This is a genomic window from Bacteroides eggerthii (assembly GCF_025146565.1).
In the GTDB taxonomy this organism is placed as follows: domain Bacteria; phylum Bacteroidota; class Bacteroidia; order Bacteroidales; family Bacteroidaceae; genus Bacteroides; species Bacteroides eggerthii.
On record NZ_CP102258.1, the window covers coordinates 1,749,122 to 1,764,189 of the forward strand.

Sequence of the window (15,068 nt, forward strand, 5' to 3'; positions counted from 1 at the left end):
ACATTAGATTGTTTGATTACTATTGTCTTTATTGTGCGGTGTCAAACTCGTACTCCTGCGGATTGTCGTACCCGTCGAACACTACCCGAAAAGTGTCAAAGTCCTTTCTGCCCGCCAGTCTGACGGTATCTCTTTTCCCGATGAAATAGGGTTCATTCATTGTCCGAAACGGTGCGCCGAGCGTTATCCTATCCACCAACGTACAAACTTTGTCGGGTTGTTCGGGCATGATATAACCCAGTGCGTACTCGTTATAAACTACCAATTTGATTTTATCCATATCGCTGTCAATTTTACGTTGTTTTTTCTTTCCCTCCTTTCGGTTCCTTTCTCTGCCTGAACCGCTTTGAGGTTTTACGGATGCGGTACACGGCTGTCGGTACAGCTTCATACGACGGCTTTTCCTGCCAATTACTCTTTCGTAGAAAGGAAGAATTTGCAGGAAATGCACTTCAAGCCGCCGTATCAAGCGCGACAGCGGACCTTTGCATCTGATAAAACACAACGGTGACGGCAGAGAATGAAGCCGGGACAGCGGTAAAGGAATCGGTAAAAAAGGGATATGCCCGTCAGGGTTAGAATAGGGATAAAACGGGCAATATGCCTGTACTTGCGGGCAGGTAAAAAGAAAAAGATGGTAAGACTATAAAGGTGGAATGCGCCCTATGGAAAACAGCGGGCGGATAAAAAAGGACGCATGGCTACCGTCTCCGGGGTGGGCAGATGCGGCAGCCATGCCTGTTTACTGTTCGTTCTTTTCCAGATATTCTTTCATTGCCTCGTTCACGATGTCTTTCAGCGACATGTTCTTCTTGATGGCGAGGAATTTCATACGGGTATGAATACTTTTGTTGATGACGAAGTTGCAATGAACCGCCGTTTCTTTCTCCGTGGGGGCTGCTACCGGCTGTTTTCCGCCGGTAGATTTTTTCGTGGACGACAGCAACCCGTCCAGTCCGCCCTTCATACTGTCTTTCAGTAAATCGCTCTTGCTCATATCGGGGTTATTTTAATTTCAGTACCTCTTGCGCCAGAGCCATGTAGTCCTTAGCCCCGTTGCTGTTCTTGCTGTACTCGAAGATGTTCTTGCCCTTTATGGGCGCTTCGGCCAAAGATACATTGTCCCGTATAACGGTCTTGAACACCTTGTCGCAGAATGAATCCTTGACGAGTTCGGCCACGCTCTTGTTCAGCGTCTTGCGTTTGTCAAACTGCGTAATGACGATACCGCCAATGGCGAGTTTCGGGTTCAAGCGTTCCTGGACGGTGGCAATCACGTTCATGATTTTGGCCATGCCGCGCATGGCGAGGAACTGTGCCTGTACCGGGATAATCAGGTAGTCTGCCGCAGTAAGGGCGTTCAGTGTAAGCAATCCCAGCGAGGGTGGACAGTCGATAAGGATATAATCGAATTTCCGGTGATCGAGCGATTTGGCTATTAGCCCGCTCAATATCAGTTCCCGTCCCGGCTCGTTGATGAGTTCGGCCTCGGCAGCCGAGAGATCGAGACAGGACGGTACGACGGTAACACCTCCTGCCGTTTCAACTAACGGCAAGGGGTATTTGCCTTTCATCGCCCCGTACACGGTCTGTTCCTCCTCAATGGAGAGGCCGAAGGATTCCGTGAGATTTGCCTGACCATCCATGTCGATAGCCAGCACGCGCTTTTTCTTCTGCTGCAAGGCCGCAGCCAGATTGATGGTGGTGGTCGTCTTTCCGACCCCGCCTTTATGGTTTAGAACCGCAATTATTTTTGTCATAACATATTGCCTTTAAATTCAATACAAAGATAATACTATTTTTAGTAATTACTAATTTTAGTATATACTAATTTACTACAATATATAATTTTAGTATATTAGTATTATAGTATTTACTATTATACTAAATATAGTATATACTATACAGTAAGGCAGATTTGCTCTGTACTACAGTACTTTTTAAATGCAAGAATTAAGTGTATTCTTCAGAAAAAATCCTTCGAGTACACTTTACAGATGAGTACAAAAAAACAAGAGAATCCATAGCAATTATTGTAGCAATAGATTCTCTTGTCTAATAAGGCTTGGTTTATTTATCAGCAAATTTCAAATGAGAAAGGGTCAGAAAGTAAATCAATAGAGATTTTACAAATTTACCAATACTCGATGGTTCGTTTCTCTGTATATTCTTCTGGAGCAGTATATTCATCGCCGACATAGTTCCCATTGTCATCATACTTATCGTATTCGGTGGTGTAGCTTACCTTCCGCTCTATCCAATTCTTGTGCTTGTCGAACTTGGTATAGGTATAGCGATAAGTGGTGTTACCTTCTTCCGGGTGCTCCTGTATCATCGTGGCCGGGTATTTGCTGTCACCTTCATAGCTGTATTTCCAAGTGACGTATGCCATGTGCGAAGTAAACTGATGACTGATGATACGATTGCGCTTATCAAACATATAGGTCTGGTCAAGTTCCGTGTTGGTATCAGCATCCGGACAAATATCCGTCCGCATACCATCTTTTGATTCGATGTTCACCACATAATCTCCCCATCCTTCCACTTTGTAGGAAGTAGCTGTGACATATTGATAGGCCGCTTCGTCTCCGAACTTGTTCTGCATGGCAATCAGATTGCCCGCCTGGTCAAATTTGAGTGATTCCTCATTGCCGTTTACCGACTTGACTTTACCGGACAACCCATAAATATCCGTTCCTTTGTAGCGTAAACTACCCATTAGGACAGGTTGACCGTTTTCTTTTGCAGCTTTCATGGAAGCAATCGTTTCATCGTCCCAGTAATCAATGCTGCGGACAGCTGTCAGGCTGGGAGTCTCACCCGCTTTGACAGCAGAAGAACGATCCCGATTCGATGTAAATCCGTCTCTGAAAGCCTTATAGTAGGTACGCAATGCAGGTATCTCATCGATGTTAGCCGGGAATGTAACGGTAGCTTGTGTCCAGTTTCCTTTTTCATCATATACATAATCGTAGGAGACGGTAAACGTCATGTCATCCACCCGCCAGTTGTTGCCTTTACTTTTATATACACCTCCGCTATACGTCCAAGTAGCCAAGTCTCCGTGTGAGTTATACGCAAAGCTGCTGGTACAAGTCAGTGTTTCGTTCCCCCCGTCAAATTCAACGGGAATCTTCTCTACGGCTTGTGTACACAGATGGCCTGTATAGACATAGGTTGTCACCGATTGTCCTGTCTTGTAACTGTCGATGTCTTTCAAGAACATGTTCGTGGTCTTCGGTGTTTCAAAAGACTTCAAGTGAGCGAGCGAGTCAAACTGCATCTCATGAAGCGTCACGCCCGATTCATTGACCGTGCCATTCTTTTTTTCGGGCAGGATGGATTGCAATACCCCATTACCGTGATAGGCATACAGAAAAGTGGTTGTGTCATAATGTCCCCGCCCGTTCTTGTCGCGACGTATCAACCGACCTGCACTGTCGTATGTGAAGCCGTCATCTTTTTTCCGGCGTTTGTAACGTCCGTCATCTACCGATTTGATTTGGGTCAGATTGGAATTGCCGTTATATTCATACGAAATGACATCAAATCCGGTTGCACCCACATTGAAAGAAGTGCGCCGCTGTTCGGATAAACGGCCGTTAGGCAAGAACTCGTATTGCGAGGTGCTTGTCACACCCCATTGTGCATTGTGGTATTCGTAGGTGACCAGCTTCGGATAGTTGCGCAATCCCATCTTTGCCCAATCCGTAGGATAGTTTACGAAATAAGGCATCAGATGTTCCGCATTCATATCCACTCTTACCGGATCAAAATACACCTGAAGCGGTGTATAAGGCTGGTTGCTTTCTTCACTGCCACAGCTTGCTGCTCCTATCGACAGCAAGCAAGAAAGAGCGACAGCTTGTATGGTCTGTAATGCTTTCATGTTCCGTTATTTTTGATTTGTTGGATGATTTTCCTTGCAGGGGACCTGCTTGGTGACAGGATGATAAGAGATATTCCAGACGGGATAAGCTCCGACCTTATCTACACAGCACGAATGCAGATAACAGTTCCCGTGTATCGAGCTTTCCGAACCCAGCAATCCGGAGATGTATTTGCATCCTTTTCCCGACACAATGATTTTGCCTTCATTCACCACCTGATGGAAAGAGGAACCTCCGAAACTGCCGATTACTCCTCCGATGGCGGAAAATTCAGCCAGCAGGTCATGCTTGATTTCGATGTTGCCTGCATTGTACAGATCCAACGGATAGATTCGTTCGTAGTTGTGAGGTGTCAGTTCGCCACATACCCCTCCGATATTAAATGTAGCAGATGTATTCTGTGTGTCCAAGCGGATGTTTCCCCAATTATGGAGATGCTCTATATCAGTTTCATTGGTTTTGAAAAGTCCGACAACACCACCGATGTAGCTATGATCAGGTTGGGCATCGGCCTTCCACTGCACGGTCAAATCGCCTTTATTCTCGACGCAGACATTCTCTTTGATAAAGATTTTACCATAATTGGTGGCCCTCCCGATGACTCCACCTATGTAGGCATCACTGCACGGATTAACGGTGAGGTTGCCCTCATTGATTATCTTGCCACGCAAAGCCACTTCCACTTCGGAGCCGTAGCTATCCAGGTCTCCGACAAGTCCACCCAGACAGAGTGTACAGATACCCTTATTGTCAGCGAATGAGATATCCACCTTGCTGGTACAATTCTCGATACATCCATTCTTGAACTCTCCCGCCAGAGAACCGGCAAGCAGGCTATAACCGTCTTCTCTCTTTTGAGCGTCGATGGTCATGTCACCTGCCAATGTCAGATCCTTGACCACAGCTTCTTTTTCACCACCCATTTCTTCAAACAGACCGACATCAAATACTCCTTTGGAGCTCTCTTCAATGACCACCCGTATTCCGTCGAAGGTAATGGTATGTCCGTTGCCGTCGAACTCCCTAACCGGGAATTTAATCGGTGTCCATTCACCGCTGATTTCGATGTCCTTCACCAGTTTAATCCGCACTTCATCTGCTGGAATCTCCTTGCCTGCATCGGTGAGCAGCGTTTGTGCTTCCATGTTTTTATCCTTGATTTCGAACGTTTCGTTCAGGAAACGCAGTTCACTCTCTTTTCCGATTTCAAATACCTGTTCCGCCTCGTTGAAATGCAAGGCGGTGACTTTCTCTTCACACGATGTCAGCCAAAAAGGCAGGCAAGCGACAAGGTAAACCATTCTTTTCATGCTGCTGCTCTTTTTACATATCTGCTGCATAATTCTCGCCCTCCATGATAAACATTCCCGACTCTTTCCAGTAATACACCACATAAGGCTCTACTTTCGACATTTCATTGATGTCCTGCGTGGGCATTCCACTAAAATAGGTAAAGACCAGTGCGTTACCCTCTATTTTTCCGGCATACGACTCCACGCTTGACATAGGAATGCTTTCACCTTGTGGAGGATACATGGTCGTTTTGACCATAAAAACTTGTTCTCCTTTCTTTTCCAGTGTGAACGATGTCAGAGCATTGGCATAACTTTTTGAAAAAGCATGTTCTGGGATGGTGTTATCTTTCAAGTAAAAAGCATACTTCGGAGAAATATATCCGATACGTTTGTCTTGGGCAGAAAGCTCTACCTTGAACCATCCCTTTTCTTTCCCCAAGAATCTGAAGCTTTGTCCACGGTTGGCTTTCATTAAAGAACTACCCGATACAGGGGTGGAACGGACATTGATTTTATCTCCTCCACTGATGAATACGTAGTTACATTTATCTTTCTGCTTAAACACTACCGGCTCTGAACCGGGTGGCAAGAAGGACAGTTCCTTCGTGGTGGGATTGTACTTGAACTCCGCTTTTTGTTTTCCCATACTGCTTTCTACGGCAACCGAAGCCTCTGTATTATCAATGTGATAGACGTCTACAATACTATAGGTAAGCCCATAGCCTCCTTCAAACACATTGTAAGCACCGTAACTGCCATCTGTCGGTGTGTTGTAAAGGTCTATTTCCAACTGAATTTGGCTGTTGCCTTCCCAATATTCCCATTTGCCCACAAAGGGTTTTGTGTCATCTGCTTGTATAGACGCGTGTACACTCAAGAAGCCACAAACAAGGCTTATCAAACTTAGGCATATCAATTTTTTCATTATGCTGTTGCTTTATATGGTTAAAATTAAAGACTAAAAGTGACATATACGGCAGACTGTACCCGTACAGGCTGTCCGTCTTTGATTCCGGGTGTCCATTCCTTTAAGGACTTGACCACTCTTACGGCTTCGGTATTGAGATTGGCATGAACCTTTTTCACAGCCGTAACATCAGATACCGAACCGTCTTTCTCCACTATAAAGGAAACAAGCACATCGCCCTGAATCTTCTGCTGTTTGCAGATCATGGGATAACGTATGCTTCGGGCAATATCCGCCAGCAATGCTTGGTTTCCACCGGGGTATTCCGGCTCCTTATCCACCTCGCTGCCTTTGTACACCTTATTGGGGCTTACCTTGGATTGTGCCGGTTCTCGTCTATCTTCCTTCGGAGTGGTTGGCATACCAAATCTTCTTTCGGGAGTATCTTTGTCTGTTTCTTTTTGCTCTTCCAATTCCTGTTGTAATGTTCTTTGCAACACTTCACTGGAGATAAGAAAACCGTTGAACTTAGAAGGAGCGTACCCGGAGAATGCCGATACCACTTCGAAACTGAATGTTTTTCCCTCCTCGATACGTGGAAAATAATAAGTACCCGCTGTTTTTATCCGATTGCCCGGCATCAGGTAGAACAAGTCTATGGGCAAACTGCGGCTTGTCTTCTGTGCCACTCCCTTTATCTGAAATTTATAGCCGCCATTAGCGCGTCCCGTACAAGTAACGCTGGTAACATGCCAATAACGATCCACTCCGGCATCGCATTTGAACGGCACATTTACCGGATAACTCTTGGGAGGAATGGAAAAACTTGTTTGCGCAAAAGTCGCATGACTCATGAAGAATGCCCCTAAGACAATGAGGCATAGTAAAATAGATAATCGCTTCATACGTATATCGTTTTATAGTTTTTAGATTCATCAGAGTTTAAACGTGATAGGCAGAGTGTATTCCACATTTACCGGTTTGCCATCCTGTGTACCGGGAATCCAACGAGGCATGGACTTCACTACGCGGACAGCTTCCTTATCCAAATAAGGATCTACAGACTTGGTAACACGAATATTTGAGATAGAGCCATCGCTCTTGACTGTAAATTTCACCAACACTTTGCCTTGTATTTTCTGTTCCTTGCAAACTGTCGGAAACTTTAGATTCTTTGATAAAAATTGTACCAATGCGGTGATACCACCGGGAAATTCCGGAGACACCTCTCTCTTGTTCTGGGAAACTTTTGCCATCGAAGGCAAATCATTGATAGTTCTTGCCTCATTTGCAGCCTGTGTATCCAAACAGTTGCCAATCAGCAGTGCGGATAGTAAACTGCTCAAAATAATTTGTTTTTTCATACAGTTTTATTATTTAATTATCAATACGTTACATTATTCATTTATTTGCGATAAAATCCGGAACTGTCGCGTCCCCATTTGCCGCCAAATTGGTCGGTGTAATCACACTCGCTATAGGGAGAATCTTGTGTAAGATGATATAATGTTCCAGAATCAGTAAAACTTGCTGTTTTCAAACCACTTGAACTGCTTGATGATGAACCGCTCCAAGACTCCGTCGCTCCCTTATGCAAGTCTTTAAAACCGAGAATACCCATAATAAGACCTATCCCGTTGCCTATACTGAATCCCCATTGGGCCATATCCCACATGGTACCAGAGTCTATCCAACCCAGCCAATCAAGAATAAAACCTACTGCCAATCCAATCGCTCCAACAATCAAACCTACAACCAGCATCAATGCGAAGAATTGTAACACAATCTTAATAATGTAGATGGCTATGCCTAAAAACAGTATCCACTTTATCGCTGTGAACCAAGCCGATTCTCCTTCGGAATCAAACAACCAAGAGGTTAAGTCCCATGACTCTTCTTTGGTGGAAGTACCCGCTTCGTCTGTTTCTGTTACGGCTTCCAGATACGATGCGCTGACATAACCCTGCCAGCCATTATAATTGATATTAGCCCATCCGTTTTCTATAGATACAACATCAATCACGTTATCCTTAGACAATTGTCCTAATAGTTTTCCGTTTTTATTGGCTGAAGCTCGTACATTAAGACCGTTGGGAGCGGTCACTCGATAATGATCTGCAAAAGATTGCGTACATAGGGAAAAATTAAGGATTAGAAACAAAACCCATTTAATAATGTTTCTGCTAACGAACATATTCTTCAGCATACAAATACTTTGCTGGCTATATCTGTTCATCATAAATTAAGACTCTTGCAGTCCCGTAGAGTCTGCTTGATTAAACCACGAAGCGTGGAACTGCAAATGCCACGTTCTAAGTCGGAGGTCGTAGGAATAACCTTTATTCAGAGTATGGTAATAGCAGCCCACGCTATAGCGTGAGAAACCAATTACGCTTTTCCCTCTGAATAGTCTTGAATTTCCTACGTTCCCGACTTCGAGATAAGCATAACGCTTCTTTCTTTTCTAATATGTCTTGGAAAGAGTTTCCTCAATCCGGCACAAAGGTAGTGAAATTTCATGAAACAGGACCTTATATACCGTGATTTTCTTAAAGTTATGAGTGGATTTTAAGTCTATTGTTCTAAAACCAATATTAAATAAACTGCAAGAAAGACAAATCTATTAAATAATGGGCTAACATTTTCTGAAAAACTCTGTAAGGATAGAAAAAATGTTTGAGATGTATGAACTCTTAAGAAAGGACGAAACTAAAAAACAAAAATATAGTATCTACTAATTTTAACAAGAATAGGTTTACTAATTTCCTATTTTACTATGATTAGTAAATACTATATTTAGTATCTGCTTATTTTCAGATAGTTATTATCTTATCAGAAGGGCAAATCCTCCTTTTCGTCCTGCGGAAAATCGGCGGGAGGAACGGGTACGCTGTCTGCACCGTTTACATCGTTGTCCGCTCCGGCTGCCGCATCCTCGCGTTTTCCGGTATTGATAAAGGCAATGCTTTCTGCCGTGATGGAGAGCTGTATCTGGCTCTCGCCGTTCTTGTCTTTCCACAGGGAAGATGACAGTGTACCGTCAACGAGTATGAGTCTTCCTTTCGTCAGATATTCGGACAAATGGATATGGTTGTCCTTGTTGCTGCGTACCCTTATCCAAGTGGTAGTGTTTTGTCCTCTTGAATAATCGTCAACGGCTATGTCCATAGCCATGAATGAGCCGTGTACTCCTGAAATAACCTGGCAGTCTTTGCCGATGCGTCCGATAGTGTGAACATGTAACATAATAGAAAATTGTTTGTGGCAAGGTGGTTGGTCCTGCGTTACCTAAACTGTTTATTTTTTCCCTTCTTTCGGTTCCTTTCTCTGCCTGAACCGTTCCGGGATTTTATAGATGCGGTACATGGCTGCCGGTAGAGCTTCATGCGACGGCTTTTCTTGCCAATTACTCTTCGTAGAAGGAAGAATTTGCAAGAAATGCACTTCAAGCCGCCGGATCAAGCGCGGCAGCCGACCTTTGCATCTGAAAAACCGGACGGCGACGGCAGAGAGGAGACCGTAGAGATTATACCTATAACTGATATAAAAGGAAGAGGGCTTCGCCAAAGTATAAGAGCAGAGGGAAAGAGAGAGGTATAAAAGGAAGCCGACAACGGAGTTGCGGTATTTATAAACGGATATCGTGCCCTCCGCCAATGGTGTTGCCATAGGCACGATTCCCGTTTATAGCCAGTTTTGACCGGGCCGGTATCTTAAAGAGAGGAAGGCAGCAAATCCCCCATCCTCTGTTCCGGCATAGTGCAAAATCCACGAACGATAGTATCTTCGTTTACACCTTCAAGTCTGGCGAACATTTGCAACGCGTCAAATCCACAGTCGAACTGTTCCATGCTGACAGCGGGGGCAAAATGAACAATACCGTGGGGATAGCTTTTCGAGACACCTATCCACCCACGCAAATAATCATCGAAGCGTCCTTCCGCTTGTGACGCATGGAACTCTTGAGCATGGGAGCTGCAAATGCTTTTGCCGTACATTTCATCTCCTAAAATTAAAGTTCCCGTTTGCGGATTGTACATAAAACGCCGATTGGTTATCTGAAGAATATCTATGATTTCCCGTTTGACGTCGATAACCATCAGGATTTTTTCAACCTGCCGTTTTGTGCGTTTGCCTGTTTTACAGTTTTTCTTGTCCATCTCTTGTCTTTTATGTGAAACATCTGTTTTTTACCCTTTTTTCGGTTCTTTTCTCTGCCTGAACCGTTCCGGGATTTTACAGATGCGGTACACGACTGCCGGCAGGGCTTCATACGGCGGTTTTCCCGGCCAATTACTCTTTCGCAGAAAGGAAGAATTTGCAGGGAATGCACTTCAAGCCGCCGGATCAAGCGCGGCAGCCGACCTTTGCAGCTGGAAAACCGGACGGCGATGGCGGAGAGGAAACCGGAACAGGCCGGTAAATATGATGGTAAAAAGGGGGGTACGGCCTTGCCGGATATAAATGCAGGAGAAAATGAAATAGAAAAGAATGCGGCTTGGGCGGGTCAAGCAAGGGTCTGCCGGGGCAAACACGAACGGGATTCTCCTTATCCGCTCCACGCCTGAATTTCGACCGGGCGGAATGAAAGCGCGGGGCGGATAAGAAGTATCGCTGTTTGCCCTTGACGTGGCAGGTCACAAGGGAAAGATACGGAACAGGAGGCGGAAAGTCCGAAACCAGCGGCATAAAGACCGGTCGGGCTGTGGAATACCGTGTTGTTTCGACAGGTCGAAGCTCCGGCATGGAACGGCACGATCCGGGCTGCCGCCGGTTTGGAACGGCCTCCCGTCCCTTTCCTTGACGACTTGTTACGGCACAGACTTCCAACTGTTTACGGGGTTGGGAAAGCCGACGTATAACAGGGAAAACAGCCTGAAGGTAAAAAAGGAGATAATCGTGCTATAAAAGGTATCGGTTGCCCTGCAATCTGTCCGAAAGGCATTCGCCCTTCGGACAGACCACAGAGGTTACAGGCTTATAGTTTGGGCTTGTTCTTCGGGAGAATGGGACAAGAGAGTATTATTCTGTAAAATGACCCCAGCTCGGTCTTTACCGGGTCTTTCGATACCAAGAATGTCGCGCTCTCCTTGACTTTCGCTATATCCAAAATGGTCTTACAGATGTACTTATTCCTCAAGCGTGTTCCTCCCCTGTTGAACTGCAGCGGGAAACCTTGTTTGTCGGCGGTCTTGTGCAGAAACCATTCTTTGGGATTGTTCTCGTCATGGGCAAACTCCAGACGGTCATTCATCGTGATATTCATTTCTTTTGCCAGTTTGGTGGATAGACCCGCATTTCATGTTCAATAACTTCAGCATTCTGTCCGAACTGATAGTGGAAAACCGTACATTGGCGGAACGCTTCCTTGAGAATCTGTCGAGCGTTTACCGTTACGTCATCCAAAACTTGAAGCGCGACACCGTGCCGGTAAGCGAAGAGTTGGATTTCCTGCGTTCCTACCTCTACTTGATAGGGATGCGCTACGAGAATGCCATAAGCGTCGATGTGGATGAACAACTGGAGCGGACAGACGGCCGGATTCCCCCCGTCTGCCTCCAGCTGCTGGTAGAAAACGCCATCAAACACAACCGCTTGTCGGTACACCAACCGCTGCATATTCACGTCTTTCGGGAAGGAAACCACATTGTGGTGAAAAACGACCTTTGCCCCGTGTCGTCCGACCTGTCATCTACCGGTATCGGACAACGGAACATCATCGAGCGTTACTTCCTGTTGTGCGAGGAAAAGCCTGTCATCAAGAAAAGCGAACATTCATATATAGTCAAATTACCTATTATACCCGACGATTATGCACATCCTGATCATAGAAGATGAAAAACGGAACTTCAACCGGCTGAAAAGGCTGTTGGAAGAAATCGACGGCACATTCCGCATCGACGGGCCGTTGGCAAGCATTGTGGAGGCGGTGGAATGGCTACAGGCACATCCTGCCCCGGAGCTTATATTCGCTGACATCCGCCTGTCCGACGGCCTGAGTTTCGACGTGCTGCGCCGGACGGCAGTGCCCTCGCCTGTCATCTTCACCACCGCTTACGACGAGTATGCCATCCAGGCCTTCAAATACAACAGTTTCGATTATCTGCTGAAACCCGTCAAGGCCGACGAGCTTGCCGCCGCCATGGAAAAAGTGCGCCGCGCAAGTTCCCCGCAGACAAACGGCGAAGAGGTGCGCCAGCTATTGGAATATATGCGGCAAAGCAATTACCGTTATCGCGAGCGTTTTCTTCTGCCTTACCGCGACGGCTATATTTCCGTGCAGGTGAAAGATATCAGCCACATCGCTTTGGACGAACGCAATACGCTCCTTTGCCTGAACAACGGCACGTCCGAGACCGTGCCTTATTCTCTCGACGAGCTGGAATCCCAGCTCAACCCCGATGTCTTTTTCCGCGCCAACCGCCAGTACCTCATCCATATAGACAGTATCTTGAGTATCAATAACTGGTTCAACTCCCGACTGAAGATTCGTTTGAAGAAGTATCCCGATGTGGAAATCATCGTAAGCCGGGAAAGGGCGGCGGAGCTGAAAGGATGGTTAGACAGATAAGCTTATGAATACACCTATATTGGAAACCTCCCGCCTGATACTGCGGAAGTTCACGGAAAGAGACATGGAAGCCCTCTTCCTGATACTCAAAGACGAAGAAGCCAATAAATTCCTGCCTTGGTATCCGGTGAAAGACCTCGAAGAAACCCGGCGGTTTTATCAGGAAAGGTATGCGGCGAAATACGGACAGCCGCAAGCCTACGCCTATGCCATCTGCCTGAAAACGGACAATTTCCCGATAGGCTACGTGAAAGTCGATATGGAGGAACACCACGATTTCGGCTACGGGCTCCGCAAGGAGTTCTGGCATCGGGGGATTGCCACTGAAGCGGGCGGAGCCGTCATCGCCCAAGTGAGGAAAGACGGTCTGCCCTACATCACCGCCACGCACGACAGGAACAACCCGAGAAGCGGAAACGTGATGCGGAAGCTCGGCATGACGTACCGTTACTCATACGAAGAACTGTGGCAACCCAAGAACTTCCCCGTGATATTCAGAATGTACCAGTTAAACCTGAATGGCGACAACGAGTTCGTGTACAGGAAATATTGGGACGAGGCAACCAATCATTTCGTAGAAGACTTGTAGCCGGACACGAAGCCTGTTGTTCCGGCGGGACAAGCCATTGCTTTTTGTATGTTTATTCTGTATAACAAGGGGGCTGGCATCCAATCCACACCAACCCCACTCTTTTTTATCTATCGCCGCATAGGCATAAAGCGAAATATTGCTCCTGTTTCCGCTCAGATTAAATGATGTCCAGCTTCATACCGACGGGTCATACTGGGTTGCTCGCCTCACGGGAAACACCGTCAGGCTTGCCCGTAGCAGTCCCAACAACAAAACAAGATGAACAGTCCGACCGTGCAGAGAGAAACGGAGATAATGACGTGAAATATCAGTAGTTTGTTCAATATTGAGATATGCCGCCGAGAACAGCGTTTCGGAAGCGAAAATATTTTGATTCATACCGTGCGAAAATTTTATTTTTTTGATTATTCAATATATTCACCACGAACAGCTACACCTCGCTTTTCAGCCAAGTGTAGACATCAGTATAAACCATGAAAAACAAACTGCTAAATCAGAATCCGTCTCATCCCGAAAATATAATGCTCGCAGGCATTGTCCCAGTTCGGGCTACGGGAAGAGTCATGCACGAGGGTACAACAATAGGTCAGGTTGTTCATGCGGCAAATGAGATACCGCTGTAAAGTTCGGAGAAGATGGGCCGTTTCCACGGATATGTACCGAAGATGCACCCCATTTACCTATGCGCCGGCACGGCAAGCCACATCGGGGATTTCTCCGACTATGCCTGTTATGTCGCTGTCCTTTTTTTGCCGGATAGAGTTTCTGTCATGAAATTGCAGAAAAGAGGCGTTGTCCGTATTTCGGACACAACATTCCTGCGCAGCCGCCACACCGGCCGCCGGAACATGCTGCGCACCGGAACTGCATACCAAAGCCGTCAGTACCAACGATAGAACAACAACGGACCCTTTTATGCTTTAATTTTACTTTCCATAGGGTAAGCATAGCCCCCCTTTCTTACCATTTCCATAAAATAATTAACAAAAATAAACGAGAATTATCTGTATTTTTCATCTGCAAGACTTAATGAGGAAGTTTCTCTGGATTCGGCCAGTGCCGCCACGCACTCTTCGCGTATGGACTTGATGTAATCCAGTACCATTAACGGATCGACACTTTTGCCGTCGAGCTTGCAGGAAATATGCAGGTGTTCACCGGTGCTGCGTCCTGTAGAACCGGTAATGCCGACGACATCCCTCGGCCCGATAGCAGCCCCTTTCCGGGTAAGGATACGCGACAGGTGGCAATAGCTGACCGTGTAGTTTCCATGCCGGAGGGTTACATACTTGCCGGAGGATTTGTCCTGCCCGACTTTCACTACCACTCCCGCCATCATGGCCATTACCTCGTCGCCCCGCGCATGGAGGTCGATTCCGTTGTGAAACTTTCTTTTTCCGGTAAAAGGGTCTTTCCGATACCCATAAAGCGAGTTGATTTTCATCCGGCGCAGCGGATAGCTTACGCTAAGATAGCGTTCTATCCATACGTGCTTGCAGGTGTCGGCAGACAATGCCGGGGCAGCGTCTCCTGACGGTGGTAAGGTGTCTTGGACGGAAAGCGTGTATCCGGGCAAGGTTACCGCATTATCCCTACCGGCAGAAACGACTTCAACCCTGTATCGGAACGGCACGGTCGAAACCGTATTGAATTGTGCTTGAACGGGGCCTGCGACACTTGCAGCACCCGCCATCAAAAACAGTAGTTTCTTTCTCATGCGGCAAATATAACCAGCTCTGCCCAAGATGTCCCGTTTCCACGACCTTTTTCGACCAAAGTACAACAAAAAAAGCATTCAGAGTATGAATTTATG

At 46.3% G+C, this 15,068-nt stretch carries 20 protein-coding genes; 6 read left to right on the forward strand and 14 right to left on the reverse strand.

Annotation, left to right across the window (positions count from 1 at the left end; translation table 11 throughout):
* Positions 1–28: 28 nt before the first annotated feature.
* The 12 genes from NQ546_RS06955 to NQ546_RS07010 all read right to left on the reverse strand — a co-directional run bounded on the left by NQ546_RS06955 (position 29) and on the right by NQ546_RS07010 (position 10,252).
* Positions 29–280, reverse strand: a complete 252-nt coding sequence (locus NQ546_RS06955) for a hypothetical protein (protein ID WP_007219414.1) — start codon at positions 278–280, stop codon at positions 29–31.
* Between the two features lie 462 nt (positions 281–742).
* Positions 743–997, reverse strand: coding sequence for a plasmid partition protein ParG (locus tag NQ546_RS06960; RefSeq protein WP_004289363.1), 255 nt, complete (start codon positions 995–997; stop codon positions 743–745).
* Positions 998–1,004: 7 nt separating this feature from the next.
* On the reverse strand, positions 1,005–1,760 hold the full coding sequence (locus tag NQ546_RS06965; RefSeq protein WP_004289364.1) for a ParA family protein: 756 nt from the start codon (positions 1,758–1,760) through the stop codon (positions 1,005–1,007).
* A 374-nt stretch (positions 1,761–2,134) separates the two neighbouring features.
* Entirely contained in the window at positions 2,135–3,889 is a 1,755-nt protein-coding gene (locus NQ546_RS06970) for a hypothetical protein (RefSeq protein ID WP_004289365.1), read from the reverse strand.
* A 6-nt stretch (positions 3,890–3,895) separates the two neighbouring features.
* The gene (locus tag NQ546_RS06975; protein ID WP_007478974.1) at positions 3,896–5,200 is read right to left on the reverse strand and encodes a hypothetical protein; all 1,305 of its coding nucleotides are present in this window, start codon (positions 5,198–5,200) and stop codon (positions 3,896–3,898) included.
* Positions 5,201–5,213: 13 nt separating this feature from the next.
* Positions 5,214–6,110, reverse strand: coding sequence for an SH3 domain-containing protein (locus NQ546_RS06980; RefSeq protein ID WP_004289367.1), 897 nt, complete (start codon positions 6,108–6,110; stop codon positions 5,214–5,216).
* Between the two features lie 26 nt (positions 6,111–6,136).
* Complete coding sequence (locus NQ546_RS06985; protein ID WP_004289368.1) at positions 6,137–6,997, reverse strand: energy transducer TonB; 861 nt, start codon at positions 6,995–6,997, stop codon at positions 6,137–6,139.
* A 30-nt stretch (positions 6,998–7,027) separates the two neighbouring features.
* Positions 7,028–7,456: an energy transducer TonB gene (locus NQ546_RS06990; RefSeq protein WP_004289369.1), complete on the reverse strand. Its 429-nt coding sequence runs from the start codon at positions 7,454–7,456 to the stop codon at positions 7,028–7,030.
* A 41-nt stretch (positions 7,457–7,497) separates the two neighbouring features.
* Positions 7,498–8,331: an SH3 domain-containing protein gene (locus tag NQ546_RS06995; protein ID WP_004289370.1), complete on the reverse strand. Its 834-nt coding sequence runs from the start codon at positions 8,329–8,331 to the stop codon at positions 7,498–7,500.
* A gap of 593 nt (positions 8,332–8,924) precedes the next feature.
* Positions 8,925–9,338, reverse strand: a complete 414-nt coding sequence (locus NQ546_RS07000; RefSeq protein WP_004289372.1) for a single-stranded DNA-binding protein — start codon at positions 9,336–9,338, stop codon at positions 8,925–8,927.
* Positions 9,339–9,389: 51 nt separating this feature from the next.
* Positions 9,390–9,761: a hypothetical protein gene (locus tag NQ546_RS07005; protein ID WP_007478980.1), complete on the reverse strand. Its 372-nt coding sequence runs from the start codon at positions 9,759–9,761 to the stop codon at positions 9,390–9,392.
* 44 nt (positions 9,762–9,805) lie between these two features.
* Positions 9,806–10,252 (reverse strand): hypothetical protein, encoded by a 447-nt coding sequence (locus tag NQ546_RS07010; RefSeq protein WP_004289374.1) that lies wholly within the window; start codon positions 10,250–10,252, stop codon positions 9,806–9,808.
* A 231-nt stretch (positions 10,253–10,483) separates the two neighbouring features.
* Between NQ546_RS07010 and NQ546_RS07015 the strand changes: the two genes are divergently transcribed.
* The gene (locus NQ546_RS07015) at positions 10,484–10,660 is read left to right on the forward strand and encodes a hypothetical protein (RefSeq protein WP_004289376.1); all 177 of its coding nucleotides are present in this window, start codon (positions 10,484–10,486) and stop codon (positions 10,658–10,660) included.
* Between the two features lie 410 nt (positions 10,661–11,070).
* Here NQ546_RS07015 and NQ546_RS07020 read toward each other — a convergent pair whose 3' ends face one another.
* On the reverse strand, positions 11,071–11,358 hold the full coding sequence (locus NQ546_RS07020) for a hypothetical protein (RefSeq protein WP_004289377.1): 288 nt from the start codon (positions 11,356–11,358) through the stop codon (positions 11,071–11,073).
* A 35-nt stretch (positions 11,359–11,393) separates the two neighbouring features.
* Between NQ546_RS07020 and NQ546_RS07025 the strand changes: the two genes are divergently transcribed.
* From NQ546_RS07025 to NQ546_RS07045, 5 genes are all read left to right on the forward strand, one after another.
* Positions 11,394–11,930: a sensor histidine kinase gene (locus NQ546_RS07025; RefSeq protein WP_004289378.1), complete on the forward strand. Its 537-nt coding sequence runs from the start codon at positions 11,394–11,396 to the stop codon at positions 11,928–11,930.
* Complete coding sequence (locus NQ546_RS07030; protein ID WP_004289379.1) at positions 11,905–12,663, forward strand: LytR/AlgR family response regulator transcription factor; 759 nt, start codon at positions 11,905–11,907, stop codon at positions 12,661–12,663. Before NQ546_RS07025 ends, NQ546_RS07030 begins: the two co-directional genes overlap by 26 nt.
* Positions 12,664–12,667: 4 nt before the next feature.
* Complete coding sequence (locus NQ546_RS07035; RefSeq protein WP_004289380.1) at positions 12,668–13,252, forward strand: GNAT family N-acetyltransferase; 585 nt, start codon at positions 12,668–12,670, stop codon at positions 13,250–13,252.
* Positions 13,253–13,728: 476 nt separating this feature from the next.
* Positions 13,729–13,878, forward strand: coding sequence for a hypothetical protein (locus NQ546_RS07040; RefSeq protein WP_004289382.1), 150 nt, complete (start codon positions 13,729–13,731; stop codon positions 13,876–13,878).
* Positions 13,879–13,890: 12 nt separating this feature from the next.
* Positions 13,891–14,151 (forward strand): hypothetical protein, encoded by a 261-nt coding sequence (locus tag NQ546_RS07045; protein ID WP_007219807.1) that lies wholly within the window; start codon positions 13,891–13,893, stop codon positions 14,149–14,151.
* A gap of 104 nt (positions 14,152–14,255) precedes the next feature.
* Here NQ546_RS07045 and NQ546_RS07050 read toward each other — a convergent pair whose 3' ends face one another.
* Entirely contained in the window at positions 14,256–15,050 is a 795-nt protein-coding gene (locus NQ546_RS07050) for a M23 family metallopeptidase (protein ID WP_004289384.1), read from the reverse strand.
* Positions 15,051–15,068 lie beyond the last annotated feature (18 nt).